Source organism: Methylobacterium indicum (assembly GCF_001043895.1).
Classification (GTDB): domain Bacteria; phylum Pseudomonadota; class Alphaproteobacteria; order Rhizobiales; family Beijerinckiaceae; genus Methylobacterium; species Methylobacterium indicum.
Genome location: NZ_JTHF01000232.1, coordinates 18,855 through 42,833 on the forward strand (window position 1 = coordinate 18,855; position 23,979 = coordinate 42,833).

Consider the following 23,979-nt stretch of genomic DNA (forward strand, 5'->3'; position numbering starts at 1 on the left):
CTACAGCCGCGCCGTGAGCGTCGCCAGCACCGAGAACGGCGCGCCCGGAATGTTGTTGAACTGGTTGAACGGCGCCTCGATGTAGCGCGCGTTGGTCAGGTTCTTCAGGTTCAGGGCGAACCGGGCGTGCTCGTTGAGATCGTAGAAGATCGCGGCATCGACGCGGGTATAGGCGCCGACCTTGTAGGTGTTGGTGATGTCGCCGAAGCGCGAACCGACATGGGTCACGCCGGCGCCAAGACCGAGGCCGCGCCAGAATCCCTCGTCGAACTGGTAGGTGGTCCAGACGCTGCCGCTGAATTGCGGTGCGCCGTCGAGCCGGTTGCCAACCGGGATGCTCGTGTCGCGCGTCACCCGGGCATCGGTGTAGCCGACGCCGCCGATGACCTTCCAGCCCGGCAGGATCGTGCCGGCGAGATCGGCCTCGACGCCCTTCGAGCGCTGCTGCCCGGTGATGATCGAGAAGCCGGTATTGATCGGATCGTTCGCCGCGACGTTGTTGCGGGTGATGTCGAACACCGAGGCGGTCAAGCTCAGGTCGGGCGAGAACTCGAACCGGGTACCGACCTCGACCTGCTCGCCGGTTTCCGGCGGCGGGTTGGCGGCACCGAAGACGTTGGCGGTCTGCGGCTTGAACGAGGTGGTGTAGCTCGCATAGAGCGCCAGGGGCTCGGCGACCCGGTAGATCAGCCCGATCCGCGGCGACACGCCGGAAAGCTCCTGATCCGGCGGGATCGTGCGCGAGGTCGGCGTACGGCTGAAGTAGAACTGCGAGCCGGTGTCGTAGCGCACGCCCAGCAGCAATTGCAGGCCGTAGCCGAGGTCGATCTGGTCCTGGGCGTAGAGCCCGGTCAGCTCGGTCTTCTGCTTCAGGTCGCTCTGCAGCGACAGCGCACCCGGCAGGGCGAGGCCCGGAACGGGGTTGAGGAAGCTCACCGAGGCGAGCGGACCTTGCGTGGTGATCGCCCGCCGGTAGCCGTTGACGTACTCGACCCCGAGGAGCGCCGTGTGGCGCAGGCCCAGCCAGTCGAACTTCGCCACCAGCTCGGTCTGGCTGTCGACGGCGGCGTAGGTCGAGGTGGTGGCCGTGGTGCGGCGGGTGAGCGTGAGCCCGTTGGCCGAGACGCCGTTGGCCCGGGCCGCGATCGCGTCGAAGCTGCCGCCCTGCGCGTTGATCACCTGGCGCAGCATCAGGTGCTCGTTGACGTCGTGCTCGACTTTCAACGTGCCGAAATTCGCATTGGCGTTGTAGCGCGAGAACGGCTCGCCGTAGTAGCGCGCGATGTTGTCGAGGGGCACGCGGCCGTTCCGGGCGACCAGCCCCTCGTCGTAGACCGTGTCCTGCCGGGTGAACTCGCCGATGAACGAGACCCGTGTGTCGGGGCTCGGGTTCCAGCTGAAGGCCGGCGCGATGAAGAACCGGGAATTGTCGCGCCCGGCGAGGTCGCGAAACGTCGGGTCGACCTGCGTCCCGAAGCTGAGGCGGGCGGCGAGCCCCTCGACCCCCGGCACGGCCCCGGAAGCCGAGCCCTGGACCCGCCGGAAGCCGAAGCTGCCGCCCTGGATGCTGGCATCCGCCGTCGGCACCAGGCTCGGCTGGCGGGTGACGATGTTGATGACGCCGCCCGGATCGCCCCGCCCGTAGAGCACCGAGGCCGGACCTTTGAGCACCTCGATGCGCTCGACATCGGCGAGGTCGCGCTGGACCGGGTAGAACGTGTTGGCCTGGTTCATGAACACGCCGTCGATGGCGTAGGTCTGGGTCCGGAAGCCGCGGATGATGAAGGTGTCGCTGCGGCCCTGGATGGTGCCGCCCGGCTGCACGTTGCTGACGTTGAACAGGGCATCGGCGAGCCGGGTTTCGGCCCGGTCGACGATCACCTCGCGCGGCACGACGTTGACGGTCTGGGGGACGTCGCGCAGGGGCGTGTCGGTCTTCGTCGCGGTGGCGCTGCGGGTGGCGCGATAGCCCTGGACCGGGCCGGTGGCGGTTTCCCGGAACTGCGGTGCGCCCGCGACGGTGATCGTATCGAGGGCGATCGCCTCGCCGGCCTCCTGCGCCCATGAGCCGCCCGCGCCGAGAACCGGCGCCGCGCCCGCGAGCAGAGCGACGAGCAGCGGCGACCGATGCCGGCGGGCGGGGCATGGACGTGGGCGCACGGGAACCTCGAGTGACGAAAAAAAGGCCTCTCGCCGCGTAAGCGGCTGGTTCTCGGCAATCAATCATTTCATCCCAACAAGCTCTGGAATGATTCCAGCCCTGGACGCTATCGTCATTGGTGTTGCATCGACGCATCTTTCCCAGTGTTCGACGCCCCGGGCCACGCACCTTTCATTGCATGAATTAGAATAGGTCCAATAAGATCGGTCGATGACGGCTGAGGCCGCGCGCTCCCGACGGAGTCCGGTTTCGGATGGCCCCTGCCCTGCCGGGCGCCCATGCAAAGCCTTCGTTGGGAAACCTCGAATGCGAGGGTCCCGGAAACGACGACGGGACCCGCCCCGGATGAAGCGGATCCCGCGTATCGATGCTCGACTTCATGACCGGCGGGGGCTGGGCGCCCCCGCGGACCGATCCGCCTCAGAGCGGCAGGGTCGTCGCGCCCATCAGTGCCTCGTCGATCGAGCGGGCAGCCTGCCGGCCCTCGCGGATCGCCCAGACCACCAGGGACTGGCCGCGGCGCATGTCGCCGGCGACCCACACCTTGTCGGTCGAGGTGCGGTACTGGGTGTCGTCGGCCTGGACGTTGCCGCGCTTGTCGCGGGCGACGCCCGATTCCTCGATCAGGCCGGTCGCCACCGGGCCGGCAAAGCCGATCGCCATGAAGACGAGGTCGGCGGGCAGCAGGAACTCGGAGCCGGCGATGGGCTTGCGGGCCTCGTCGACGCGGGCGCAGACCACGCCCTTCACCTTGCCCTTCTTGTTGCCCTCGATGCGCAGCGTCGCGGCCTGGAACTCGCGCTCGGCGCCCTCGGCCTGGCTCGACGAGGTCCGCATCTTGGTCGCCCAGTAGGGCCACACGGTCAGCTTGTCCTCGCGCTCCGGCGGGCGCGGACGGATGTCGAGCTGGGTGACCGAGAGGGCGCCCTGGCGGAAGGCGGTGCCGACGCAGTCCGACGCGGTGTCGCCGCCGCCGATCACCACCACGTTCTTGCCGGCGGCGAGGATCGGCTCCTCGGGCGTCGCGGCCTCCTGGCCGACGCGGCGGTTCGACTGGACGAGGTAGGGCATGGCGAAGTGCACGCCCTCGAGCTCCTGACCCGGCAGGCCGGGATCGCGCGGGGCCTCGGCGCCGCCGGCGAACAGCACGGCGTCGAACTCGTTGTGCAGGCTGGCGAAGGAGCGGGTGACGCCGACATTGACGCCGTAATGGAACTGCACGCCCTCGGCCTCCATCTGCCGCACCCGGCGGTCGATGTGGCGCTTCTCCATCTTGAAGTCGGGGATGCCGTAGCGGAGGAGCCCCCCGGCCTTCGGCTCGCGCTCGAAGACGTGGACGTCGTGGCCGACCCGGGCGAGCTGCTGGGCCGCCGCGAGGCCGGCGGGGCCCGAACCGATCACCGCGACCTTCTTGCCGGTCTTCACCGCGGCGGGCTCGGGCACGACCCAGCCCATGCTCCAGGCCTTGTCGGCGATCGCCTGCTCGATGGTCTTGATCGCGACCGGCTGGTTCTCGAGGTTGAGGGTGCAGGCCTCCTCGCAGGGCGCGGGGCAGATGCGGCCGGTAAATTCCGGGAAGTTGTTGGTGGAGTGCAGGTTGCGCGCCGCCTCCTCCCAATCCGCGTTGAAGACGAGATCGTTCCAGTCCGGGATCTGGTTGTGGACCGGGCAGCCCGTCGGGCCGTGGCAGAACGGAATGCCGCAATCCATGCAGCGCGCCGCCTGCTTCTTCAGGTCGTGCTCGTCGAGCGGCAGGGTGAATTCGAGGAAGTGACGCACGCGGTCGGCCGCGAGCTGATACTTCTGCTCCTGCCGGTCGAACTCGAGGAAGCCTGTGACCTTGCCCATCGGGTGAGTGCTCAGTTCGTGAAGTGGTCGGGCCGGCGGCGGGTCTTAGGCGACCCCGGCGACGGTGGCGGATGTGGGGAGCGCGTCCCCGCAGCGGGTGAGCCAGGCCCGGATCGCGGGCCGGCCCGAGAGGTCGAATCCGCCCTCGTCGGCGAATTGCGTATAGGCGAAGAGGGCGACATCCGCGATGCTGACGGCCTCGCCGACGAACCACGCGGCGGTGGTCAAGTGTCGCTCCATCCGGTCGAGGGCGGCCTCGCCCCCGGCGACCTTCTTCGGGTCGCGGGTCTCGGCCGGCTCGCCCCGGTAGCGCATGTGGAAACGGCAGACCGCGATCGTCGGCTCGTGGCTGTACTGCTCCCAGAACAGCCACTCGTCGATCTTGGCCTGTATCCAGGCGTCGTCCGGCAGCAGGGCGGAGCCGCGGGCGAGGTACCGGATGATGGCGTTCGACTGGGCGAGGCAGCGCCCATCCGGGAACTCGACCCCGGGCACCTGGCCGGCGGGGAAGCGGGCCAGATAGTCGGCCGTGCGGCTCTCCCCCTTCATGATGTCGATCGGGATCCAGTCATAGGCGAGCCCGAGGCGATCGGCGACGTACCGCACCTTCAGGCAGTTGCCCGACATCGTGTCGCCGTAGATCTTCACCTTCGGGCTCTCCCCTTACCCGGCGTCGTGCAGGCTGTCGTGCTTCTGCAGCCATTGCCGCAGGGCGGTGTCCAGGATCATCTCCCAGCCGTTCCCGAAAGCGCGGAAACGGTCGAGCAATTCGACCGGAAGCTCGATCGATTCGAGCCGGCCGCTCTCGCCGGGCTCGCGGCCCCGGCGGATCAGCTTGCCGCCTTCGTAGTGGAAGGCCCGTTCGAAGAACTCGTCGGTCAATTCCGGGGCGTCGTCGGGATCGTGCCAAACCTCATCGGAGGAGGTGAGCATATCGGGCTTGCTCGCGGTCATTCGCCTTCCTCATGCTGATGATCCGACGGTCGTCCCCACGGTCGGTCCACACCACGACGACCATCCGGCCATCGAGGCGGCCATAGGTCTGTGTGCGCACCTCACCGTAATCGGCCCTCCGGTCCACGATGTTCAAGGTGTGACCGGAGAACACCTCTTCACAACGCGCGAAGTCCAAGCCCCGCTCATGCAGGGTCCGCTCCCGCTTGGCCGGGTCGTAGACGAGTGTCACGGCCCGGCCTCACGGATACGTCGTTACTCCGCCGCCACCGGCATCCGGGCCCGCTCCATCTCGCGAAGCGCCCGCCGGTACTCGACCGGCATCACCTTCACGAACTTGGTGCGGTAGGTCTCCCAGTTGTCGATGATCGCCTTGGCGCGCACCGAGCCGGTATACTTCAGGTGGTTGTTGATGAGGCCGACGAGGCGCTCCTCGTCGTGGCCCGACATGTTCTCGAGAATGTCGATGCGCCCCTTGGTCTCCAGGTCGCCGTCCTGGTGGAAGCGGCGCATGAACTCGTCCTCCTCCTCGACCGGCTCGAGATCGACCATCGACAGGTTGCAGCGCTTGGCGAACGACCCGTCCTCGTCGAGAACGTAGGCGATGCCGCCCGACATGCCGGCCGCGAAGTTGCGCCCGGTCTCGCCGATCGACACGACGACGCCGCCGGTCATGTACTCGCAGCCATGGTCGCCCATGCCCTCGACCACCGCGATGGCGCCCGAGTTGCGGACCGCGAAGCGCTCGCCGGCCGCGCCCCGGATATAGGCCTCGCCCGCGATGGCCCCGTACAGCACCGTGTTGCCGACCATGATGGTGCGGTCCGACGGCGAGCCCAGCGCATCCGAGGGCCGGATGATCAGCTTGCCGCCCGACAGGCCCTTGCCGACATAGTCGTTGGCATGGCCGGTCAGGCTGAGCGTCACGCCGGCGGCGAGCCAGGCGCCGAAGCTCTGGCCGGCGGTGCCGGTGAGCTTCACCGTCAGGGTGTCGTCCGGCAGGCCTTCATGGCCGTGCGCCTTGGCGACGGCGCCCGAGAGCATCGCGCCCGCGGCCCGGTCGGAGTTGCGGATCGTGTCCTCGACGGTCACCGCGACACCGGTCTCGATCGCGTCGCCGACGGCTGCGATGAGGCGACGGTCGAGGACCTGGTCGATCGGGTGCTTCTGGGTCTCGACGTGGCGGAGCGCGACGCTCTCCGGCACGTCCGGCTTGTGAAACAGCCGGGTGAAGTCGAGGCCCTTGGCCTTCCAGTGCGAGATCGCCGCGAGCTTGTCGAGGTATTCCGAGCGGCCGATCAGGTCGTCGAGCTTGGTGACGCCCAAGCTGGCCATCAGCTCGCGCACTTCCTCGGCGACGAAGAAGAAGTAGTTGATGACGTGCTCAGGGGTGCCCTTGAAGCGCTTGCGCAACACCGGATCCTGGGTCGCGACGCCGACCGGGCAGGTGTTGAGGTGACACTTGCGCATCATGATGCAGCCCGCCGCGATGAGCGGCGCGGTCGAGAAGCCGAACTGGTCGGCGCCGAGCAAGGCCGCGATCAGCACGTCCCGGCCGGTGCGGATACCGCCATCGGCCTGGAGCGCCACCCGGCCGCGCAGGTGGTTGAGAACCAGGGTCTGCTGCGTCTCGGCGAGACCGATCTCCCAGGGGCCGCCGGCATGCTTGATCGAGGTGAGGGGGGCCGCACCGGTGCCGCCGTCGAAGCCCGAGATGGTGATGTGGTCGGCGCGCGCCTTGGCGACGCCGGCTGCCACCGTGCCGACGCCGACCTCCGCCACCAGCTTGACCGACACGTCGGCCGCCGGGTTGACGTTCTTGAGGTCGAAGATCAGCTGGGCCAGATCCTCGATCGAGTAGATGTCGTGGTGCGGCGGCGGCGAGATCAGGCCGACGCCCGGGGTCGAGTGGCGGACCTTGGCGATCTTGGCGTCGACCTTGTGGCCGGGCAGTTGGCCGCCCTCGCCGGGCTTGGCTCCCTGCGCCACCTTGATCTGCATCATGTCGGCGTTGACGAGGTAGTCCGTCGTGACGCCGAAGCGGCCCGACGCCACCTGCTTGATGGCCGAGCGCCGCGAGCGGCCGTCCGGCAGCGGCCGGAAGCGCTCGCGCTCCTCGCCGCCCTCGCCCGAGTTCGAGCGGCCGCCGAAGGAGTTGACGGCGATCGCCAGGGTCTCGTGCGCCTCCTTGGAGATCGAGCCGTAGGACATCGCGCCGGTGGCGAAGCGCTTGACGATCTCGACGGCCGGCTCGACCGCGTCGATCTCGACCGCGGCCCGGCCGAGTTCCGCCGCGCTCTTGATCCGAAAGAGGCCGCGGATCGTCTTGAGGTGGTTCTCCTGCTCGTTCACCATCTTGGCGAAGGCCCGGTAGCGGTCGGGCAGGTTGAGCCGGACCGCGTGCTGGAGCGTCGCGACGGTGTCGGGCGTCCAGGTATGGGCCTCGCCGCGCAGGCGGTAGGCGTATTCGCCGCCGACATCGAGGGCGGTGCGGTAGACCGGCGCGTCGCCGAAGGCGTCGCGGTGGCGGCGCACCGTCTCCTCGGCGACCTCGGCCATGCCGACGCCTTCGATCGTCGTCGCGGTGCCGAAGAAGTCGCGCTCGACGAAGGCCGAGTTCAACCCGATCGCGTCGAAGATCTGCGCGCCGCAATAGGACTGGTAGGTCGAGATGCCCATCTTGGACATCACCTTGAGCAGACCCTTGTCGATCGACTTGATGTAGCGATAGACGATCTCGTCGTCGGTCAGCTCCGGCGGCAGCTCGTCCTTCATCGCGATCAGCGTCTCGAAGGCGAGATAGGGGTTGATCGCCTCGGCGCCGTAGCCGGCGAGACACGCGAAGTGATGCACCTCGCGCGGCTCACCCGACTCGATCACGAGCCCGACCGAGGTGCGTAAGCCCTTGCGGATCAGGTAGTTGTGGACCGCCGCGGTGGCCAGCAACGCGGGAATCGGGATCCGGTCCGGGCCGACGGCACGGTCCGACAGCACGATGATGTTGTAGCCGCCGCGCACCGCGGCCTCGGCGCGGTCGCAGAGACGGTCCAGCGCCCCCTCCATCGCCTGCGCGCCGGTCTCGGCCGCGTAGGTGATGTCCAGGGTCTTGGTGTCGAAGCGGTCCTCGAAATGGCCGATGCAGCGGATCTTCTCCAGGTCCGCATTGGTCAGGATCGGCTGGCGCACCTCGAGGCGCTTCTTGCGCGAGGTGCCCTCCAGATCGAGGATGTTCGGCCGCGGCCCGATGAACGAGACGAGGCTCATCACGGCCTCCTCGCGGATCGGGTCGATCGGCGGGTTCGTCACCTGCGCGAAGTTCTGCTTGAAGTAGGTGTAGAGGAGCTTCGGCTTGTCGGACAAAGCCGAGAGCGGCGTGTCGGTGCCCATCGAGCCGACCGCCTCCTGGCCGGTCACGGCCATCGGCTGCATCAGGAGCTTCAGGTCTTCCTGGGTGTAGCCGAAGGCCTGCTGGCGATCGAGCAGCGACACGTCGGTGCGCGACTCGCGCGGCTGCACCGGGCGCAGGTCCTCGAGCACGATCTGGGTGCGCTTCAGCCACTCCTTGTAGGGGTGGGCGGCGGCGAGCTCGTCCTTGATCTCCTCGTTGGAGACGATGCGGCCCTTCTCGAGGTCGATGAGCAGCATCCGGCCGGGCTGGAGGCGCCAGGACGAGACGATCTTCTCGTCCGGGATCGGCAGCACGCCCATCTCGGAGGCGAGCACGACGAGCCCGTCATCGGTGACGAGGTAGCGGGCGGGGCGCAGGCCGTTGCGGTCGAGGGTGGCGCCGATCTGGCGGCCGTCGGTGAAGCAGAGCGCGGCCGGGCCGTCCCACGGCTCCATCAGGGCGGCGTGGTACTCGTAGAAGGCGCGCTGCTCCTCGCTCATCAGCGGGTTGCCGGCCCAGGCCTCGGGCACCAGCATCATCATCGCGTGGGCGAGCGGGTAGCCGCCCTGGACGAGGAATTCGAGGGCGTTGTCGAAGCAGGCGGTGTCGGACTGGCCCTCGTAGGAGATCGGCCAGAGCTTCGAGATGTCGTTGCCGAACAGGTCCGAATCGACGCTGGCCTGGCGCGCCGCCATCCAGTTCACGTTGCCGCGCAGCGTGTTGATCTCGCCGTTATGGGCGACCATCCGGTAGGGGTGCGACAGGCGCCAGGTCGGGAAGGTGTTGGTGGCGAAGCGCTGGTGCACGAGCGCGAGCGCCGAGACGAAGCGCTCGTCCTTCAGGTCGAGGTAGTAGTGGCCGAGCTGGTTCACCAGCACCATGCCCTTGTAGACGATGGTGCGGGACGACAGGGAGACCGGGTAGAACTCCTTCAGCCGCGCGTCCTTGAGGGTGTAGACGGCGTTGGAGATCACCTTGCGGACGAGGAACAGCCGGCGCTCGAAGGCGTCCTGGTCGGCGCTGGAGGCCGGGCGGCCGATGAACACCTGGCGGTGGCGCGGCTCGCTGGCCTTCACGCTCTCGCCGAGGTCGCTCGGGTCGACCGGCACGTCGCGCCAGCCGAGCAGCGCCAGACCCTCGTCGGCGATCGCCTTCTCGACGATCTTCTCGACGAGCTGAAAGCCCTCCTCGTCCTGCGGCATGTAGAGTTGGCCGACGCCGTAATGGCCGGCCTCCGGCAGGGCGATGCCGAGACGCTCGGCCTCCGCCGCGAAAAAGCCGTGCGGGACCTGCACCAGGATGCCGCAGCCGTCGCCCATCTTCGGGTCGGCGCCGACCGCGCCGCGATGGTCGAGGTTCTCCAGGATCTGGAGACCCTGCTGGACGATGGCGTGGGTCTGGCGGTTGTGCATGTCGGCGATGAAGCCGACGCCGCAGGCATCCTTCTCGTTGCCCGGGTTGTAGAGGCCCTGGCGCGCCGGCAGGGCCGGATCGCGCACGACGAGGGCGGGAACGGTCTGCCCGCGGGAGGGGTGCTGGGTCCCGATCCGGGACCGCGACTGGTCCGTGCCGCTCATGGTCTGGTCTCCCATTAGGCTCGCGGGCGAGCGCGCTCGTTCATGAAGGCGGCAGGTGCGCGGTCTCGCGCGCCGGCCGTGAAGGGACTGCCCGCCGCACGAACCGACGTGCCTGCCGATGAGGCAGGCCCGGTCGGGGGCGAGTTATACCCGCGCCGAGGGCGGGCAAAGTGGCGCGGCTGACGCAGGGTCGCCGCGTGGGCGTGCAGGCCGAGGGCACGGCCGCCGCCTCGTCTTGTTTCAGTCCGCGGGAGGGTCGGTCGCGTCTCGCGAAGGGAGCGCCCGCACCTCGCGAGCGCCCGGCAGGCTGGTGTCAGCCCGCGTGCGCCCGCACCGCCCGAATGGCGGCGCGTTTGGTATCTCGTTTGGCCGTCGTGCAAGCCACAAGCCAGCGCCCTTGCGACCCGGGGGCACGAGCCCAGCCGGGAAAATGGGACAGCGGTACTGTCCTAACTCGGGGAACCTGCCAGATTTCAATCGGTCCAGCAAGAGGCCATTCCGTCCAGGCTTGTGCTTTTCTTGCGTTTCGCGACGTCCAATCGCAACGAAACGCCGAAATCGCCCGGAGCCGCGCATCTTTCCCCTTCCGGCGATAGGCAGGGCATGGCCTGCAAGGCATGACGGGCATGAGGCCGGGACGGCTCGTCCCGACCGGCCGCGCCCGCCATGATGGCGCGCCGCCCCGCGGGGCGCGAGACCGAGGAGCCCCGGGGCCGATGAATTTCGCCAGCGACAACGTGGTGGGCGCGAGCGCGCCGATCCTGGAGGCGATCGTGCGCCACAACGGCGGCGCGATGCCGGCCTACGGCGCCGACCCGCTGACGCTCGGCCTCACCCCGCGCTTCCGCAGCCTGTTCGAGCACGCCGACCTCGCGGTCTTCCCGGTCGCCACCGGGACGGCGGCGAACGCGCTCGCGCTCTCCGTGATGGTGCCGCCCTTCGGCCTGTGCCTCTGCCACGAGGAGGCGCACGTCATGGAGGACGAGTGCGGCGCGCCGGAATTCTACACTCACGGCGCCAAGCTGCACGGCCTGCCCGGCACCGGCGGCAAGATCGCGCCCGAGACCCTCGACGGCTTCCTCGGCGGCCTCACCCGTCACGTGAAGCAGATGCCGCCGCGCGCCCTCACCCTGTCGCAGCTCACCGAGAGCGGGCAGGTCTACACGGTCGAGGAGATCGCGGCGCTGTCGCGCATCGCGCACGCGCACGGCCTCGCCGTGCACATGGACGGGGCGCGCTTCGCCAACGCGCTCGCGGGCCTGACCTGCACGCCGGCCGAGATGACCTGGCGGGCCGGCATCGACATCCTGTCCTTCGGGGCGAGCAAGAACGGCGCGCTCGCGGCAGAGGCGGTGCTCGTCTTCCGCCCCGATCTCGCCGAGACGCTGGAGTTCCGCCGCAAGCGCGCCGGCCACATCCTGTCGAAGGGCCGCTTCCTCGCCGCCCAGCTCGACGCCTATCTCGCCGACGACCACTGGCTCGCCAATGCCCGCCACGCCAACCGGATGGCGGCCCGCCTCGCCGCCGGCCTGTCCGAGATGCGCGGCGTGCGCCTCGCCTGGCCGGTCCAGGGCAACGAGCTCTTCCCGATCCTGCCCGCCCGCCTGGACTCGGCCCTGCGGGACGGCGGCGCGCTCTACTACGACTGGGCGAGCCGCAGCCTGCCCGCAGGCGAGGCGGTGCGCGAGGACGAGCGGATGATCCGCCTGATCACCGCCTTCTCCACCACCGAGGCGGAGGTGGAGGCGTTCCTCGCGCTGGCGCGGCGCTCGACCTGAGCGCTACTCCGGCAGGCGCGGCAGCGGCGTGCCGTCCTTCGGCAGCGGGTAGCGGGCGACGTTCAGCTCCATCGCCAGGAAGGTGTAGTAGCCGCTGACCGCCGTGAGATCGACGACGCCCGGCTTGCCGAAGAGCTTTTCCGCCCGGGCGAAGGTCGCGTCGGAGACGCGCTTGTTCTGCAAGAGCTCGGCGGTGAAGTCGTAGGCGGTCTCCTGGTCCTCCGGCAGGCCGGTCGGGCGGCGGCCGTCGCGGATCGCCGCGATGGCCTCGGGGGCGATGCCGACCTTCCCGGCGATCGGCGCGTGGACGTACCACTCGTAGTCCTGCGTCCAGTGGCGGGCATTCACCAGGATCACGAGCTCGGACAGCGTGGTGCCGATCTTCGGCTTGTAGCGCAGGTAGTCGCCCATCGAGCGTGCCAGGGTCATCACCTCGGGCGAGTGCATCAGCGGCTCGAACGGGCCGAAGACCGGCACCTTGCGGGCGGCCTCGAAGGCCTCGGCGGCCTGCTTCTGCTCCGGGGTGTACTGGGCGGGCGGGATCGTCGGCAGCCGGTCCTCGGCGAGGGCCGCACCGGCCCAGGCGGCGGGCAGGAGCGCGAGAAGAAGCGCGGGCAGCAGGCGCGGCATGGCGTGGTCCTCCGGAGACATTGGGGGGCGTGGGTGTCGTCCCTTACCCGAAAGGCCGGTCCCATGCCGGCCACGCTCCCGCAATCCCGCCTCATTCCCGCGGTTAACAGGTTATTGTCCGAGCACGAGGGGAATGCGGGGCCTCACCCGCCCGGCACGACCCCGGAAACAAGGGAATGCGGGACGATGACTGCACTACCGTCCAAGACGGGTTCGCGGTCCGTGACGGGCGCGGCACGTCTCGCTGCGCTCGCCGCCACGTTGATGGCCGGTGCGATCCTGCCGGCACAGGCGCAGGGCTATCGCCCAGGCTATCCGGTCGCCATCGAGGACGAGGACGACGCGATCCTGCCGCCCCGCGCGGTGATCTTCCGCCTCGGCCGGGCCGGCTTCACCGGCATGACCCATCCGCGCTTCGACGGCGAGACCTACCGGGTCGAGGCCGACAGCCCGTGGGGCAACCGGGTGCAGCTCGTCGTCGACGCCCGCACCGGCCGCATCCTCGACCGCGAGCGCCTGGAGGCGCCGCTGATTCCCCCCGGCACCGTGCCCGGCGGGCGCCGCCCCGGCTACGGCTGGACCGAGGCCGACAGCCGCCCGCCCTGGCCGCGCGACGAGGCCTTTCGCGATCGCGCGCCACGCGGCAATGGCTGGCGCGAGGAAGGCGCCTACGCCCCCGTGCCGCTGCCCCGCGCCGAGCCGCTGCCCCCCGGCGATCGTCCGGAGGAGCGCCGCGTCGCCGCCCGCCCGCTGCCGCAGGGCGCGCCGCAATTCGAGCCGACCTCCCCGGCGACCCGTGCCGCGCCGGCTCCCCGGACCCCGAGCAATGCCGGGTCGAACCCGCTCGGCCTCAATCCCGACAGCTCGGCCGCCCGAACCGGGGTCGCGCCACGCCGCGAGGCCCCGTCCGAGGCGGCAAAGTCCGAGGGAGCGAAGTCCGACGCGCCCCGCAGGACGGCGGCGCGCGCCAAGCCGGCCGAGAAGCCGCCCGAGCGAATCGAGACCCCGGCCGCCCTCGTGCCGCCCCTGGCCCCGAAGACCGGGCCGGTCGCCAAGGAGCCCGCTCCCGCCAAGGCGGCCGAGGCCAAGCCCGCCGACACGAAGCCGGCGGATGGCGGCTGGAAGACCCCGCCCGAGGGCAACCGACCGGTCCGGGTGATCGGCGGCATCACGCAGGTGCCCGGCAAGGACGAGCCGGCGAAGGATTGAGACCGCGGGCGGTGCCTCTTGCGCGAGCCGGGATCCGCCGCCTCGACTCGTCGGGTCGAAGGCGCGGGAACCCGGTCGTCCGCGCCCGTTCTTCGATGTGTTTCTAGATCGAAAGACGCGCTCGACAAGCGCTGCCACTTTCGGTTCTATCCGGCACCCCGATCCCCGTCCGCAGCAGGCCGGGACGGCAAGAAACGGTCCCCGGAGGAACCCCAGATGCGCTCATCCCTGACCGCTCTCGCGGCGGCGCTTGCCTGCGCGACCGCCTTCGCGGTCCCGGCCCTGGCCGCCGACCCGATCAAGATCGGCGTGACCGGCCCCTATACGGGCGGCTCCTCCTCGATGGGCGTGTCGATGCGCGACGGCGTGCGCCTCGCCGCCGAGGAGATCAACAAGAACGGCGGCGTGCTCGGACGCCAGCTCCAGCTCGTCGAGCGCGACGACGAGGCCAAGAACGAGGTCGGCGCCCAGGTCGCCCAGGAGCTGATCAATAAGGAGAAGGTGGTCGCGACCCTCGGCTTCATCAACACCGGCGTGGCTCTGGCCGCCCAGCGCTTCTACCAGGAAGCCGAGATCCCGGTGATCAACAACGTCGCCACCGGCACGATCATCACCAACCAGTTCAACCCGCCGGATTACGACAACAACTACGTCTTCCGCACCTCGGCCTACGACGTGCTGCAGGCCGGCATGATGGCCGACGAGGCGATCGCGCAGGGCTACAAGAAGATCGCGATCCTCGCCGATTCGACCAATTACGGCCAGCTCGGCCGCGAGGACCTCGAGAAGTACTTCAAGGACAAGGGCATCAAGCCGGTCGCGGTCGAGAAGTTCAACATCAAGGACGTCGACATGACGCCCCAGCTGCTGAAGTCGCAGCAGGCGGGCGCCGACGTGATCCTGGCCTACGGCATCGGCCCGGAACTGGCCCAGATCGCCAACGGCATGGCCAAGCTCGGCTGGAAGGTGCCGATGATCACCTCGTGGCCGGCCTCGATGCAGAGCTTCATCGATATCGCCGGCACGAACGGCAACGGCGTGATCATGCCCCAGACCTTCATCGAGGATAAGACGCTGCCCAAGCGCAAGTCCTTCCTCGACGGCTACTACGCCGCCTTCAAGGTCAACAAGATCCCGACCCCGGTGGCGGGCGCGCAAGGCTACGATTCGGTCTATCTGCTCGCCGCGGCGATCAAGCAGGCCGGCTCGACCGACGGCGCGAAGGTCCGCGCCGCGCTCGAGAACCTGAACACCAAGGTCGAGGGTGTGGTCACGACCTACGACAAGCCGTTCACGGCCAAGGACCACAACGCCATCAGCCGCAACATGGTGGTGTTCGGGAAGGTCCAGGACGGCAAGATCGTCTACGCCAAGGACGAGGACGCCAAGAACGCCGGCGTCGTCCGCGTCAAGGAAAAGGCCTCGAACTGAGTGCCGTCCCGGGGTCCCGCGCTCGCGGCGCGGGACCCCGCACCTGCGCGTCGAGCGCGGGCCCCGTCCCGGCGGGCTGACGCGCGGGGCCCGCCCGACGTGACGAGCCTGTCCCCCATCGAGCTTTTCCCCATGCAGATCTTTCTTCAGCTCGTGGCGAGCGGCATCGCCGTCGGCATGATCTACGCCGCGATCGCCTTCGGCTACCAGCTCACCTTCGCCACCTCGAAGACCCTGAATTTCGGCCAGGGCGAGGCACTGATGCTCGGCGCCCTGTTCGGCCTGACGCTGGTGCCGTTCACCGGCTACTGGCTGATGCTGCCGCTGGTGCTGGTCTTCGGCTTCGCGCTCGGCGCCGTCGTCGAGCGCCTCGGCGTGCGCCCGGCGGTCAAGATCAAGTCCGAGTACGGGTGGATCATGGCCACCATCGCGCTCGGCATCATCTTCAAGAACGTCGCCGAGAACATCTGGGGCCGCGACGACCTCAAGTTCCCCTCGCCGCTGCCCGAGACCGCGCTGACCTTCGGCGGCGTCCGGGTGCTGCCGATGGAGCTGATGATCGTCGCCGGCGCGCTGCTGATGATGCTCGCGGTCGAATTGTTCAACCGCCGCTCGATCTGGGGCAAGGCGGTGGTGGCGACCTCGAACGACATCGACGCCGCCGGCCTGATGGGCATCAACACCCGCAAGGTCATCACCCTGTCCTACTCGATCAGCGCGATGACCGCCGCCTTCGCGGGCGTGCTCGTCGCCCCCGTGACGCTGACCGGCGCCACGATGGGCTCGGTGCTGGCGCTCAAGGCCTTCGCGGTGGCGATCATCGGCGGCCTCGAATCCGGCCTCGGCGTCATCGTCGGCGGGCTGATCCTCGGCGTCGCCGAGACGCTCACCGGCTTCTACATCTCGACCGGCTACAAGGACGTGCCCGGCCTGATCCTGCTGCTCGCCGTGCTGGCGGTGCGCCCGGTCGGCCTGTTCGGCAAGGCCGTGATCAAGAAGGTCTGAGCTTTCGTCCCGCGCCGCTCCCCGGATGCGGGAGCGGCCCTCGCTCCCCGTTCCATCCAGGGTTCCTCACCACCATGGCGCAGTCCGCCTCCGCGCCGGCGCTCTCCCGGCAAACCGCCCCGCCGGTGCCCCAAGCGCCGCAGGCCTCCCAAGCCGGGCTCGGCCGCTTCGTCGGCCTCCTCGGCGCCGTCTTCCTCGTCGTCTTCCTGGCGGCCTTCCCGCACGTCGTCACCAGCCAGTACTACATCCACCTGCTGATCGTGATCGCCATCTACGCGATCCTGATCCTCGGGCTCGATATCGTGGTCGGCTATACCGGCCAGGTCTCGCTCGGGCATGCCGGCCTGTTCGGCATCGGCGCCTACGCGGCCGCGGTGCTGTTTCTCAAGCTCAAGCTCGGGCTGTGGTTCGGGCTCCTCGCCGGCATCGGCGTCACGGCGGGATTCGGCTTGCTGCTGGCGATCCCGGCGCTCCGGGTGAGCGGCCCCTACCTCGCCATGGTGACGCTGGCCTTCGGCACCATCATCCAGATCTTCATCAACGAGATGACGGACCTGACCAACGGGCCGCTGGGCATCACCCTGCCGCCGGCCCGGGTCCTCGACTTCTCGCTCATCGGCATGCAGGCGCCCTGGGGTGCCGCCGGCCGCAAGCTCGAATTCTACTATCTCGTCTGCGCCTGCCTGCTGCTCACGATCCTGGTGGTGAACCGGGTGGTGCGCTCGCCCTTCGGCCGGGCCTTCGAGGCCCTGCGCGATTCGCCGATCGCCTGCGACTGCATGGGCGTCAGCGTCTACCGCTACAAGGTCTACGCCTTCGTGATCTCGGCCGCGCTGGCGGGCCTTGCCGGCGCGCTCTTCGCCTGGTCGGAGCGCTACGTCGCGCCCAACTCCTACGGCTTCGAGCTGACGGTGCTGTTCCTGCTCGCCGTCACCATGGGCGGGCGCAAGTCACGCTCCGGGCCGCTGATCGGCGCGGCCATCATCGTGATGATGCCGAACATCCTCGCCGATATCGGCCTCGTGCGGATCATGGCGGGCATCATCGCGGCGGTGGCCGTGATCGTGGTCGGCCTCGCCTTCCTGCGCCGCCGCGACGACCGGATGACCCTGCTCATTCCGGGCGCGCTCTGCCTCGCCTTCTTCCCGGCGACGCTCGCGATGGACTCGGTGACGGATTTCCGCCTCACCGTCTTCGGCCTGATGATCCTGTTCGTGGTCTACTACCTGCCCGAGGGGATCGTCGGTTTCTTGCGCGAGAAGCTGCCCTTCCTGCGCCCGGCCCATACCGGGGCGACCCAGAACCTCGCCGCCTCCGGCGATGCGCTGATCCGCCAGGGCGGCCGCGCCGGCGCCGACCCGCTGCTCACGGTCGAGCGGGCCCTGATGCAGTTCGGCGGCCTCAAGGCCCTCAACGAGGTCGACCTCGCGATCCGTCCGGGGACGATCCACGGGCTGATCGGCCCGAACGGCTCGGGCAAGAGCACGATGATGAACGTGCTCACCGGCATCTACAAGCCGACCGCCGGCAGCGTGACTTTGGCCGCCGGCACCGATGCCGCCAAGCGCCTCGACGGCCGCACGCCCTCCGAGATCGCGCTTTCGGGCGTCGCCCGCACCTTCCAGAACGTCCAGCTCTTCCGCGAGATGACGGCTCTGGAGAACGTGCTCGTCGGCCTGCATCACAGCTTCCAGGGCACGCTGTTCGACGCGATCCTCGGCACGCCGCGGCGCCGCCGCGAGGAGCGGGAGGCGCGGGCCCGCGCCATGGCGATCCTCGACTTCGTGGGCCTCGGCGCGCTCGCCCAGATCGAAGCCCGCAACCTGCCCTACGGCAAGCAGCGGCTCCTCGAGATCGGCCGGGCGCTGGCGCTCGACCCGGTGCTCCTCCTCCTCGACGAGCCGGCGGCCGGCCTCACCGCCCCGGACATCGCCGAGCTCACCCTCATCATCCGCAAGATCCGCGATGCCGGCATCACGGTGATTCTGATCGAGCACCACATGGACGTGGTGATGGGCCTGTGCGACCGCGTCAGCGTGCTCGATTTCGGCCACAAGATCGCCGAGGGCGGCGCCCGCGAGGTCCAGTCCGACCCCAAGGTCATCGAAGCCTATCTCGGCAGCCCCGTTGCCGACGCCGCGGAGTAGAGAGATGCTCGACGTCAGCGGATTGTCGGCCGGCTACGGCCAGATCGAGGTCCTGCACGGCCTCACCTTCACGGTGCCCAAGGGCCAGGTCGTCACCCTGATCGGCTCCAACGGGGCCGGCAAGACCACGACCATGCGGGCGCTCTCGGGCATGATTCGCCCGCGCGCCGGCTCGATCAAGCTCAACGGCCGCGAGATCGGCGGCCTCGACAGCCACGATGTCGCCCGCACCGGCCTCGCCCACTCGCCCGAGGGGCGGCGGGTGTTTCCGACCCTCTCGGTCGAGGACAACCTGACGCTCGGTGCCTTCCCGCGCCTCACCGGCTCGCGGCCGAAGGGCGACGTCAATGCCGACCGGGAGCGGGCCTACACCCTCTTCCCGCGCCTGCGCGAGCGCCGCACCCAGCTCGCCGGTACCCTGTCGGGCGGCGAGCAACAGATGCTCGCCATGGGGCGGGCCCTGATGCTGCGCCCGGAGATCCTGCTCCTCGACGAGCCGTCGATGGGTCTCGCGCCGAAGCTGGTGGAGGAGGTGTTTCGCATCATCCGCCGGCTGAAAGAGGAGCAGGTGACGATGCTGCTCGTCGAGCAATTCGCCATGGCGGCGCTCGGCGTCGCCGACCACGCCTACGTGCTGGAGAACGGCCGCATCCGCTTCCAGGGCCCGGCGGCGCAGCTGCGCGACGATCCGCAGGTGCGGGCGGCCTATCTCGGCGGCGGGCACTGACGACCGGACCGGCGGGACGCCCGAGAGCATTGTCCGACGAAGCGGATACCGGTTCGTCGCAGAAATGCTGCAAAATCAGAGACCTAGAGTGCTTCGCGATTGCAACGCGATCGTGAAGTGCTCTAGCGTCAGCGCCGGTTCATCGCCTCTCCCCTATCCTGCCGTCCGGCCTGTGACCAGGAGAGATGCCGTGACACGAGTCATGATCGCAGCCGCGCTGCTCGCCACCACCGTCGGGACCGGTCAGGCCTGGGCCATGGCGAATCCGGCCTCGGCCTATTGCGCCTCGCTCGGCGGGCGCGTCGAGATCCGCAAGGACGCCACCGGCGAGGCCGGCTATTGCCATCTGCCCGACGGGCGGGTGGTCGAGGAGTGGCAGCTGTTCCGCGCGGCAAAGCAACGGTAGGGGGATCGCCACCCCTCCCCGCTCCGCATCCCGGGGCCTCGGCCGCGCCGAGCCCCGGGATGCGCGCCCGATGACGGGCGCGGGCCGATCAGGCCGCCTGCCGGGCCCCGGCCGCGGCTTCCGCCTTCGCCTTGTCCTGCGCCGCGTAGAACGAGGCGTTGTGCTCGCCCCGCAGGGCCTCGCGGGTGAAGCGGATCAGGTGATGGGCGACGAAGCCCATGTTGAACACCGCCTCGATCTGCCCGCGCTTCAGCGCGTAGCCGGCCGCCCGCCAGAAGGCCCGGCGATAATCGGAATGCAGCCCGACCTGGGTGACGATGTTGAAGCCGAGGATCAGCCCGCGGCGCAGGTTGGTGAAGGTCAGCTTGCCGGCGGTCGGTGTGGTGATCCGGTTCGGATAGGTGACGTCGCACTGGCGCTTGAAGCGCTCGAACAGGTGCTCGGGCGAGTAGGCATGCGCGATGGCCCGGCGCCAGGAGCCCACCACCTCGTCGTGCGGGCGCTTGAACAGCACGTTCGATTCGAGGCTCGCGTCGTGGACGAGCCGCCCCTCCCGCTCCAGCCGGTCCCAGAGCGGAGTCTTGGGCAGGGCTTGCAGCAGGTTGATGGTCAGGACGGGAATCGCCGAGCGGTCGATGAAGTCGATCAGGTTCTGCTCGGACTTGTCGGAATCGGTATCGAGACCCAGGATGATGCCCGACGTCACCTCGAGCCCGTAGGAGTTCAGGGTCTCGATCGCCTCGTACATCGGCACGGCGGCGTTGTGGGTCTTGTCGATGCCCTTGAGCGCGTCGGCCTCCGGCGTCTCGATGCCGACGAAGACCGTCATGAAGTTTGCCTGACGCATCAGCTCGAGGATCTCGGGCTGCTTGGCCATGTTGAGCGTCGCCTCGCAGGCGAACTGGAGCGGATAGTTGTTCCGCTTCTGCCACTCCACCAGGTGGGGCAGCATCTCGCGGGTCGCCTTGCGGTTGCCGATGAAGTTGTCGTCGACGAAGTACACCACCGCCGGGTGAGCCGGCTGGGCCACGATGGCGTCGAGCTCGGCGCAGAGCTGCTCGGGAGTCTTGAGCCGCGGCTGGCGGCCGTAGAGCTGCGGGATGTCGCAGAACTCGCAGCGATACGGGCAGCCCGACGAGAATTGCAGCGAGCCGATCAGGTAGCGCTTGAGCGGCACGCGCTCGTAGGCCGGCGCCGGGAAGTCGGCGAGCGCCAGGCGGTCGGCGGTCTCGAAGCGCTCGGGCTCGGTCGGCACCGCCACGGTCTCGTCGAGGCGCCGGATCAGCCTGTCGGTGGCGTCGCCGATCTCGCCGAGATGGAGGTAGTCGAAATCCGGGTACTTTTCCGGGGCACCGGAGACGGAAGGGCCGCCCAGCACTGCGACCTTGCCGGCGGCATGCGCCCGGCGGCCGATCTCGTGGATCTGGCCCTCCTGGATGTGCATGCCCGACACGAACACCGCGTCGGCCCAGGCGAAATCCTCGGGGCCGGCCCGAGCGATGTTCTCGTCGACGAACCGCACCTCCCATGCCTCCGGCATGTAGGCGGCGATCACGAGCAACCCTTGCGGCGGCATGAACGCCTTCACGCCGCCCATCAGCGGATAGGCGTGCGAGAAGGTGCCGAACGAGGGCGTGTAGGCGGGGAAGACGCAGAGGATGCGTCGCGAGGAGGAGACCGGGACGGTGCTGCGCATGGCAGCGTATCTAGCACAGCCCCGCCGGAAGGCTGCCCCGCCGCATCAGCTTTTCGCCGCGCCGCTTCGCCTTAGCCGCGAGTCGCAATGCCGCAGCGTCATTCGTCGTCGGCAAGACGCCGCCCCCGCGAACGCGAAACGCCCGGTCCGTTGCCGGACCGGGCGTTTCAGATCGTGTTTGCGACAGTCGCGTCGGCGTCAGGCGCCGGCGGAGACCAGCACGCTCGAGGGATCGACCTTCACGCCCGGGCCCATCGTCGAGGAGACGGCGATGCGCTGGATGTAGGTGCCCTTGGCGCCGGCGGGCTTCGCCTTGGCGACCGCATCGGCGAAGGCGCGGATGTTCTCGACGATCTTCTGCTCGTCGAACGAGACCTTGCCGATGCCGGCATGGACGATGCCCGCCTTCTCGACGCGGAACTCGACCGAGCCGCCCTTGGCGCCGGCGACGGCGCCCTTGACGTCCATGGTGACGGTGCCGACCTTCGGGTTCGGCATCAGGCCGCGCGGGCCCAGCACCTTACCGAGGCGGCCGACCAGCGGCATCATGTCCGGGGTGGCGATGCAGCGATCGAAGTCGATCGTGCCGCCCTGGATCGTCTCGAGCAGGTCCTCGGCGCCGACGATGTCGGCACCCGCGGCCCGCGCCTCGTCGGCCTTCGGGCCGCGGGCGAACACCGCCACCCGCACGGTCCGGCCGGAGCCGTTCGGCAGGTTGCAGACGCCGCGGACCATCTGGTCGGCGTGGCGGGGATCGACGCCGAGATTCATCGAGACCTCGAAGGTCTCGTCGAACTTGGCCTTGGCCCGCTCCTTGATCAGCTTCACCGCCTCGTCGAGCGGGTAGAGCTTGGTAACCGCGATGCCCTCGCGGGCGGCGCGGATGCGCTTGCCTGTCTGTGCCATGTCGCCCTCCCCTTACGCGGTGATCTCGAGGCCCATCGCGCGGGCGGAGCCGCGGATCATGGCGACGGCGGAATCGACCGAATCGCAGTTCAGGTCGGGCATCTTCTTCTCGGCGATCTCGCGGATCTGCGCCTCGGAGACCTTGCCGGCGGGCGCGCCCTTGCCGGGGGTCTTCGAGCCGGAGGCCGGCTTCTTGCCGATCTTCAGGCCGGCGGCCTTCTTCAGGAAGAAGGAGACCGGGGGCTGCTTCATCTCGAAGGTGAAGGAGCGGTCCTGATACGCGGTGATGATCACCGGGATCGGGGTGCCCTTCTCGATCTGCGCGGTCTTCGCGTTGAAGGCCTTGCAGAATTCCATGATGTTGAGGCCGCGCTGACCGAGCGCGGGACCGATCGGCGGCGACGGATTGGCGGCGCCGGCCGGGACCTGAAGCTTCACGTAGCCCGTGATCTTCTTCGCCATGGGACTGCTCCCAGAATAGCCCTACTGCTTGAGGGCGGTTGCAGGTCGCGGTGCGGCCCGGGCTCCCGGAGGCGTTTCCGGGCGGGCCTTCCGCGGGTGAGAGGCGGCTTTTTTCGGGAGCACCGACGACGAGGCACGCTGGCGCGCCCCGTGCGACTCGCAAAAAAACCGCCGGGTACGATCAGAGCTTCTCGACCTGACCGTATTCGAGCTCGACCGGGGTCGCCCGGCCGAAGATGGAAACCGCCACCTTGAGGCGGGAGCGGCTCTCGTCGACTTCCTCGACGATGCCGTTGAACGAGGCGAAGGGGCCGTCCGCGACGCGGACCTGCTCGCCGACCTCGTAGGAGATCGAGGCCTTCGGGCGGTCGGTGCCTTCCTGGACCTGGCCCTTGATGCGCTCGGCCTCGGCATCCGGGATCGGCACCGGCTTCGACTTGTCGGCCCCGAGGAAGCCCGTGACCTTCGGGGTGTTCTTGATGAGGTGGTAGACCTCGTCGGTGAGATCGCACTTCACCAGCACGTAGCCGGGGAAGAACTTGCGCTCGGCATCGACCTTGCGGCCGCGGCGCACCTCCACGACCTTCTCGGTCGGGACCATGACCTCGTCGAACTTCTCGCTCAGGCCGCGCTGCGCCGCCTGGTCCTTGATCGACTGCGCGACCTTGTTCTCGAAGTTCGAGTAGGCGTGGACGATGTACCAGCGCTTCGACACGGCGTTCACTCCAATCCGGCGGCGGCCCCGTCGCGGGCCGGCATCAGCCGGGTCTTCTGTTCGATCAGGCCCCGATGCCCAGCACCAGCGTCACGGCGTAGCGCAGCACCTGGTCGGCGACGGTGAAGAACACGCTCGCCACCACCACCATGACGAACACCATCAGGGTGGTCACCAGCGTCTCCTTGCGGGTGGGCCAGGTGACCTTCCGGCCCTCGTCGCGGACCTGCTGCAGGAACTCGAACGGGCCGACGCGCTTCTGTGCCGGGCGCGCGGGCGGCGTCGGCGACGCGGAGCCGCCGCGGGCCGGCGGCGTGTTCCGGGAGGCGTTGCGCCCGAGGTCCATCTTCTTCGTCGCTTCGTTCGATGCCATGGCTCGGACAACCGATGCGCTCGAAACCAACGGCGGCGGCGGGCTGAAGGATCACCCCCGGCCCGCGAAGCCGCCTGTTCGATCTGGGATGGGGGCAGCGTCTAGCGCAGTTGCCTGCGCTTGTCGACTGTCCCGGATGAATTGTTACGGAGATCTGCCGGCTTTCGCTGGAGGCTCCGGTCGGCTCGCGGTTCCTGGCAGGAGTGGAGGGACTCGAACCCCCAACCCCCGGTTTTGGAGACCGGTGCTCTGACCAGTTGAGCTACACTCCTGCAGCGCCGCGGCGCGACCGCTGCTTAGCCGCTTTGCCGGCCCGGATGCAAGCGGAATGTCGCGAGATCGTCGTGCGCTCCCGCAATCTGCCTCCGGTCGCCCACCGGGCACCCGCGGGAGGACGGCGATCCGACAGGATCCCGCGCCGCGACCGGACAGGCCGTGACGGCGATCGGTGACATCGTGGCCCGGACGGAGGCGATCAGCGCCGTTCTCGTCCTCCCTCACCGCAGCCTTGGACCTGCAGGCAGCCTCGAACCAGGAGGATGGGACGACGCAGGAGATCGTGCGCA

General features: G+C 69.1%; 19 protein-coding genes and 1 tRNA gene. 7 read left to right on the forward strand and 13 right to left on the reverse strand.

The annotated features are described in order from the left end of the window. The 6 genes from QR78_RS24830 to gltB form a co-directional block, all read right to left on the reverse strand. Complete coding sequence (locus QR78_RS24830; protein ID WP_048430271.1) at positions 1-2,160, reverse strand: TonB-dependent siderophore receptor; 2,160 nt, start codon at positions 2,158-2,160, stop codon at positions 1-3. A 421-nt stretch (positions 2,161-2,581) separates the two neighbouring features. Further along, a complete protein-coding gene (locus QR78_RS24835) occupies positions 2,582-4,009 on the reverse strand; it encodes a glutamate synthase subunit beta (protein ID WP_048430272.1) in 1,428 nt (475 codons plus the stop codon). A 45-nt stretch (positions 4,010-4,054) separates the two neighbouring features. Then, a complete protein-coding gene (locus tag QR78_RS24840; protein WP_048430273.1) occupies positions 4,055-4,657 on the reverse strand; it encodes a glutathione S-transferase family protein in 603 nt (200 codons plus the stop codon). 15 nt (positions 4,658-4,672) lie between these two features. Further along, positions 4,673-4,963 (reverse strand): BrnA antitoxin family protein, encoded by a 291-nt coding sequence (locus QR78_RS24845; protein WP_048430274.1) that lies wholly within the window; start codon positions 4,961-4,963, stop codon positions 4,673-4,675. Next, on the reverse strand, positions 4,923-5,195 hold the full coding sequence (locus QR78_RS24850; protein ID WP_048430275.1) for a BrnT family toxin: 273 nt from the start codon (positions 5,193-5,195) through the stop codon (positions 4,923-4,925). The genes QR78_RS24845 and QR78_RS24850 overlap by 41 nt, the downstream gene beginning before the upstream one ends. A gap of 23 nt (positions 5,196-5,218) precedes the next feature. Next, a complete protein-coding gene (gltB, locus tag QR78_RS24855; protein WP_048430276.1) occupies positions 5,219-9,928 on the reverse strand; it encodes a glutamate synthase large subunit in 4,710 nt (1,569 codons plus the stop codon). A 716-nt stretch (positions 9,929-10,644) separates the two neighbouring features. Here gltB and QR78_RS24860 point away from each other — a divergent pair. Then, the gene (locus QR78_RS24860) at positions 10,645-11,706 is read left to right on the forward strand and encodes a threonine aldolase family protein (RefSeq protein WP_048430277.1); all 1,062 of its coding nucleotides are present in this window, start codon (positions 10,645-10,647) and stop codon (positions 11,704-11,706) included. Positions 11,707-11,709: 3 nt separating this feature from the next. On the opposite strand, the gene QR78_RS24865 is transcribed toward QR78_RS24860, so the two are convergent. Further along, positions 11,710-12,336 (reverse strand): carboxymuconolactone decarboxylase family protein, encoded by a 627-nt coding sequence (locus QR78_RS24865; RefSeq protein WP_048430278.1) that lies wholly within the window; start codon positions 12,334-12,336, stop codon positions 11,710-11,712. Between the two features lie 222 nt (positions 12,337-12,558). On the opposite strand from QR78_RS24865, the gene QR78_RS24870 reads away from it, so the two are divergent. From QR78_RS24870 to QR78_RS24895, 6 genes are all read left to right on the forward strand, one after another. Then, positions 12,559-13,545, forward strand: coding sequence for a hypothetical protein (locus QR78_RS24870; protein WP_048430279.1), 987 nt, complete (start codon positions 12,559-12,561; stop codon positions 13,543-13,545). Between the two features lie 216 nt (positions 13,546-13,761). Then, entirely contained in the window at positions 13,762-14,976 is a 1,215-nt protein-coding gene (locus QR78_RS24875) for an ABC transporter substrate-binding protein (RefSeq protein ID WP_048430280.1), read from the forward strand. 132 nt (positions 14,977-15,108) lie between these two features. Next, entirely contained in the window at positions 15,109-15,981 is an 873-nt protein-coding gene (locus QR78_RS24880; protein ID WP_048430281.1) for a branched-chain amino acid ABC transporter permease, read from the forward strand. Between the two features lie 74 nt (positions 15,982-16,055). Continuing rightward, positions 16,056-18,128, forward strand: coding sequence for a branched-chain amino acid ABC transporter ATP-binding protein/permease (locus QR78_RS24885; protein ID WP_048430282.1), 2,073 nt, complete (start codon positions 16,056-16,058; stop codon positions 18,126-18,128). A 4-nt stretch (positions 18,129-18,132) separates the two neighbouring features. Beyond that, a complete protein-coding gene (locus tag QR78_RS24890) occupies positions 18,133-18,855 on the forward strand; it encodes an ABC transporter ATP-binding protein (protein ID WP_048430283.1) in 723 nt (240 codons plus the stop codon). Between the two features lie 190 nt (positions 18,856-19,045). Beyond that, on the forward strand, positions 19,046-19,261 hold the full coding sequence (locus QR78_RS24895) for a putative hemolysin (protein ID WP_244276463.1): 216 nt from the start codon (positions 19,046-19,048) through the stop codon (positions 19,259-19,261). Between the two features lie 88 nt (positions 19,262-19,349). Here the strand turns inward: QR78_RS24895 and QR78_RS24900 are convergent, their stop codons facing one another. From QR78_RS24900 to QR78_RS24925, 6 genes are all read right to left on the reverse strand, one after another. Next, the gene (locus QR78_RS24900) at positions 19,350-20,957 is read right to left on the reverse strand and encodes a B12-binding domain-containing radical SAM protein (protein WP_048430285.1); all 1,608 of its coding nucleotides are present in this window, start codon (positions 20,955-20,957) and stop codon (positions 19,350-19,352) included. 198 nt (positions 20,958-21,155) lie between these two features. Then, a complete protein-coding gene (rplA, locus tag QR78_RS24905; RefSeq protein ID WP_048430286.1) occupies positions 21,156-21,863 on the reverse strand; it encodes a 50S ribosomal protein L1 in 708 nt (235 codons plus the stop codon). Positions 21,864-21,875: 12 nt separating this feature from the next. Further along, the gene (rplK, locus tag QR78_RS24910; RefSeq protein ID WP_048430287.1) at positions 21,876-22,325 is read right to left on the reverse strand and encodes a 50S ribosomal protein L11; all 450 of its coding nucleotides are present in this window, start codon (positions 22,323-22,325) and stop codon (positions 21,876-21,878) included. 181 nt (positions 22,326-22,506) lie between these two features. Further along, positions 22,507-23,040, reverse strand: a complete 534-nt coding sequence (gene nusG / locus QR78_RS24915) for a transcription termination/antitermination protein NusG (protein WP_048430291.1) — start codon at positions 23,038-23,040, stop codon at positions 22,507-22,509. A 64-nt stretch (positions 23,041-23,104) separates the two neighbouring features. After that, a complete protein-coding gene (gene secE, locus QR78_RS24920; protein WP_048430288.1) occupies positions 23,105-23,413 on the reverse strand; it encodes a preprotein translocase subunit SecE in 309 nt (102 codons plus the stop codon). A 195-nt stretch (positions 23,414-23,608) separates the two neighbouring features. Continuing rightward, positions 23,609-23,685: transfer RNA gene (locus tag QR78_RS24925), tRNA-Trp, on the reverse strand. Between the last annotated feature and the right edge of the window lie 294 nt (positions 23,686-23,979).

Excerpts from the sequence above, each read along its gene's own strand:
- QR78_RS24835 (WP_048430272.1), bottom strand. The coding sequence starts at position 4,009 with ATGGGCAAGGTCACAGGCTTCCTCGAGTTCGACCGGCAGGAGCAGAAG.
- QR78_RS24845 (WP_048430274.1), bottom strand. The coding sequence starts at position 4,963 with ATGACCGCGAGCAAGCCCGATATGCTCACCTCCTCCGATGAGGTTTGG.
- gltB (WP_048430276.1), bottom strand. The coding sequence starts at position 9,928 with ATGAGCGGCACGGACCAGTCGCGGTCCCGGATCGGGACCCAGCACCCC.
- QR78_RS24860 (WP_048430277.1), top strand. The coding sequence starts at position 10,645 with ATGAATTTCGCCAGCGACAACGTGGTGGGCGCGAGCGCGCCGATCCTG.
- QR78_RS24865 (WP_048430278.1), bottom strand. The coding sequence starts at position 12,336 with ATGCCGCGCCTGCTGCCCGCGCTTCTTCTCGCGCTCCTGCCCGCCGCC.
- QR78_RS24875 (WP_048430280.1), top strand. The coding sequence starts at position 13,762 with ATGCGCTCATCCCTGACCGCTCTCGCGGCGGCGCTTGCCTGCGCGACC.
- QR78_RS24880 (WP_048430281.1), top strand. The coding sequence starts at position 15,109 with ATGCAGATCTTTCTTCAGCTCGTGGCGAGCGGCATCGCCGTCGGCATG.
- QR78_RS24885 (WP_048430282.1), top strand. The coding sequence starts at position 16,056 with ATGGCGCAGTCCGCCTCCGCGCCGGCGCTCTCCCGGCAAACCGCCCCG.
- QR78_RS24890 (WP_048430283.1), top strand. The coding sequence starts at position 18,133 with ATGCTCGACGTCAGCGGATTGTCGGCCGGCTACGGCCAGATCGAGGTC.
- QR78_RS24900 (WP_048430285.1), bottom strand. The coding sequence starts at position 20,957 with ATGCGCAGCACCGTCCCGGTCTCCTCCTCGCGACGCATCCTCTGCGTC.
- rplA (WP_048430286.1), bottom strand. The coding sequence starts at position 21,863 with ATGGCACAGACAGGCAAGCGCATCCGCGCCGCCCGCGAGGGCATCGCG.
- rplK (WP_048430287.1), bottom strand. The coding sequence starts at position 22,325 with ATGGCGAAGAAGATCACGGGCTACGTGAAGCTTCAGGTCCCGGCCGGC.
- secE (WP_048430288.1), bottom strand. The coding sequence starts at position 23,413 with ATGGCATCGAACGAAGCGACGAAGAAGATGGACCTCGGGCGCAACGCC.